This window comes from Acinetobacter sp. UBA2063, assembly GCF_002333245.1.
GTDB classification, from domain to species: Bacteria; Pseudomonadota; Gammaproteobacteria; order Pseudomonadales; family Moraxellaceae; genus Acinetobacter; species Acinetobacter parvus.
Genome location: NZ_DDAH01000247.1, coordinates 1,968 through 5,137, shown reverse-complemented (window position 1 = coordinate 5,137; position 3,170 = coordinate 1,968). Strand labels below are relative to the sequence as shown.

1 protein-coding gene and 1 pseudogene are annotated in these 3,170 nt (G+C 44.2%); both read left to right on the top strand.

Annotated features, from left to right (window positions below; all coding sequences use genetic code 11):
• The first annotated feature begins 172 nt into the window (after nucleotides 1-172).
• A complete protein-coding gene (locus tag B4H32_RS11740; protein WP_004681641.1) occupies nucleotides 173-2,710 on the top strand; it encodes a PepSY domain-containing protein in 2,538 nt (845 codons plus the stop codon).
• 130 nt (nucleotides 2,711-2,840) lie between these two features.
• A pseudogene (locus B4H32_RS11735) lies at nucleotides 2,841-3,170 on the top strand (YdcF family protein); the annotation flags it as partial.

The following is a 3,170-nucleotide window of genomic DNA, read 5'->3' as shown; positions in this document are numbered from 1 at the left end:
ACCAAGCTGGGTTTTTTCTTAAAATGGCACTTCCCTCGTTTAGGTTTAAGCCAGATTTAAATCACTTAATTTGAAAATAAGAATCAAAATCAATATTATCTACAAAATCCTTATTCTATTCTTATTATTGGGTTATATTTACAGAAACTTCTTCATCTTTCCATTTTTTCCCATGTTTAAAAAAGTATTCTTCCAAATCCACTGGTTTTTAGGGATTACGGCTGGTTTAATCCTCTCCATCATGGGAGTGACAGGAGCCATTTACTCCTACGATCAACAAATCTTAAAAATGATTAATCAGCAAAGTTATGTGGTACAAGCCGCAACAACTCCCAAGCTGACACCAGCGCAACTTTATCAGCATTTCAACCAGCAACAACCTGAGATTAAGATCAACAGCATCACCCTCTCTGCTGACCCTACCGCATCCTCTACAGTCAATATCAAGAAAGATGGCGAACGGCGTGGCTATAACATGATGGTCAATCCCTATACTGCCGAGGTTCTGCCTGAGATCAAGGGACAGGAGTTTTTTCAGTTTATTCAGCGTTTGCACCGTTATCTAACGATGGGTGATTTTGGCAAACAGTTGACAGGTGCCTCTGCGTTGATGCTGATTTTCTTTGTATTGAGTGGACTTTATCTGCGTTTTCCGAAGAAACACTCTTTTAAACAATGGTTTTTTATCAAGCCCAAGCTGAAAGGCCGTAATTTTATCTGGAATTTACATGCCGTTGTGGGCACTTGGGCGGCGGTGTTCTACCTGTTGTTTGCATGTACAGGCTTATACTGGTCGTATGACTGGTGGCGTGCAGGCATGTTCAAGGTGATGGGAGTCGAACAGCCACAACGCAAAGAGCATGACAATGAGGCTGGCCAAGCCAAGCAACCTGAATTATCAAAACAACAGATCAATACAATTCTTGAGCAGACATGGACAAACGTCAATGCACAGATTGGCGGCAAATACTCTGCCCTCACCCTAAATATTCCCAAGCATGATGACGCAAAGCTAGAGCTATCATTCGTTGACCATATTCCACAGCATGAACGTGCACGCAATCAGGCTGTCTATAACTATCAGCAGCAAAAAATTGAAAAATTAGAATTATATGAAGATAAAAAGCTTAATGAGAAAATCATGAGCAGCATGCTACCTGTGCATCGGGGTAGTTTCTTTGGTTCGACCTACCAGTTTATTGCCTTGCTGGCCTCTCTCAGCATGCCTTTATTCTTTGTGACAGGCTGGATGCTGTACCTCAAACGCCGTCAACAGAAGAAACTGACTTTGGCAGCGCGTCAATCCCAAACATCACAACAGGTCGATCCAAATGCAAAACCATGGTTGATTACTTATGCGTCTCAAACAGGTGTTGCTGAACAGTTGGCTTGGCGCACCGCCACCAGCCTACAGGAGGCACAGCAGCCGACTGTAGTGAAACCCATTCAGCAACTTACCGAGCAGGACTTACAGCAGGCGCAGCAGGTTCTATTCGTGGTCAGCACCTATGGCACAGGTGAAGCACCCGACCTGGCAACAGGGTTCTGTAAAAAGCTCATGCAACAGAGGCCTAACCTCGGTCACATGCAATATGCGGTATTGGCGCTCGGTTCCAGAGAATATCCAGACAGTTACTGTAGTTTTGGCTATGCAGTTGATAAGTGGTTAAAACAATGCAATGCGGAGGCATTTTTCGAGTTAATCGAAGTGGACAATGCAAATGCCAATGACATTCAACGCTGGAATCAAGCCTTGTCTGCGGTGACTCAGCATGAACTGCATGCCATGAATATTGAAAAGGTCTTCGATCAATGGACACTCAGTAAACGCCATGTACTTAATCCAAATAGTTTGGGACAGGCAGCCTATAATATTGAACTGACAGCACCTTATGACATTAGCTGGCATGCGGGAGATATTGCCGAGATTCAACCAGCCAATAGTATGGCTGAGATTGAAGCCTTTCTGGCCAAGCATCAAATTCCTGCCAACATTCAGGTTGCTTCACTCAAACAACCGATTGAACAATGGCTGTGGAATAAAAACCTACGCACTGAGATTCAGCCATTTACCAAGCTTGAGGAACTGCTGCAACAACTTCCTACCCTGCCAACACGGGAATACTCGATTGCCAGCATCCCGTCACAGCAAGTTCTACGATTGGTGGTGCGTCAACAACGTGATGAAAATGGCCAATTAGGACTGGGTTCAGGCTGGCTCACCGAGTTTGCATCCTTAAAGCAAACCATTGCCTTACGCATTCGTAGCAATGAATCTTTCCATTTGATTGATGACAACCGCCCTATTATCTGTATCGGCAATGGTACAGGCATTGCAGGACTAATGGGCCTGTTACAGCAGCGTAACCGTCAGAATTACACCGCCAACTGGCTGATCTTTGGTGAACGCCAACGCGAACATGATTTCTTCTATCAGGAAACGATTGAAGCATGGAAAAATATGGGCACGCTCAAACGCCTTGATCTGGCTTTTTCCAGAGATCAGGCGCAGCGCATCTATGTACAGGATATCGTGCGTGAACAGGCTGATGAGTTAATTAGCTGGCTAGACCAGGGTGCGGTCATTTATGTCTGTGGTAGTATTGATGGCATGGCTTCAGGTGTAGATCAGGCACTTACCGATATCCTAGGTGAAGAAAAAGTGGATGCACTTCGTCAGGCAGGACGTTATCGTCGGGATGTCTATTAACTCGTAGTTCACTGTCCTCCAAGAACAACGGGTGTTTTCACACCCGTTTTTTATACAACAGCATCAAAATTTGCCTTTCGCCTAAATTTGCATACACTTAACACGATTCAAATCGACCACAATTCAAATGATGCAACTCAGTTCATGGCTTCGTCTCTTATTTGCCCTTGTCGGTTCAGTCCTGTTCATTGATGGTGCGGTGCTGATCGCATTTAAAAAGATTCATATTGGGACAGTGCTTCCACTGCTGCTTGGCCTTTTTTTCTGTGTATATGCGTTCTTTTATTATCATATTGAACGTTTCTTTTTCTATCATTTCCGCCTACATTCCATTTGGCGCTTTGGCTGGTTATGCTTCTGGATCTGGTTGATTAGCTTAGGCTATTTTTTTAATTATCTGGCAGAGAACAATGCAAAAACCCAGACCATACCCCCAGTATGGGCAATTATTGTGTTGGGT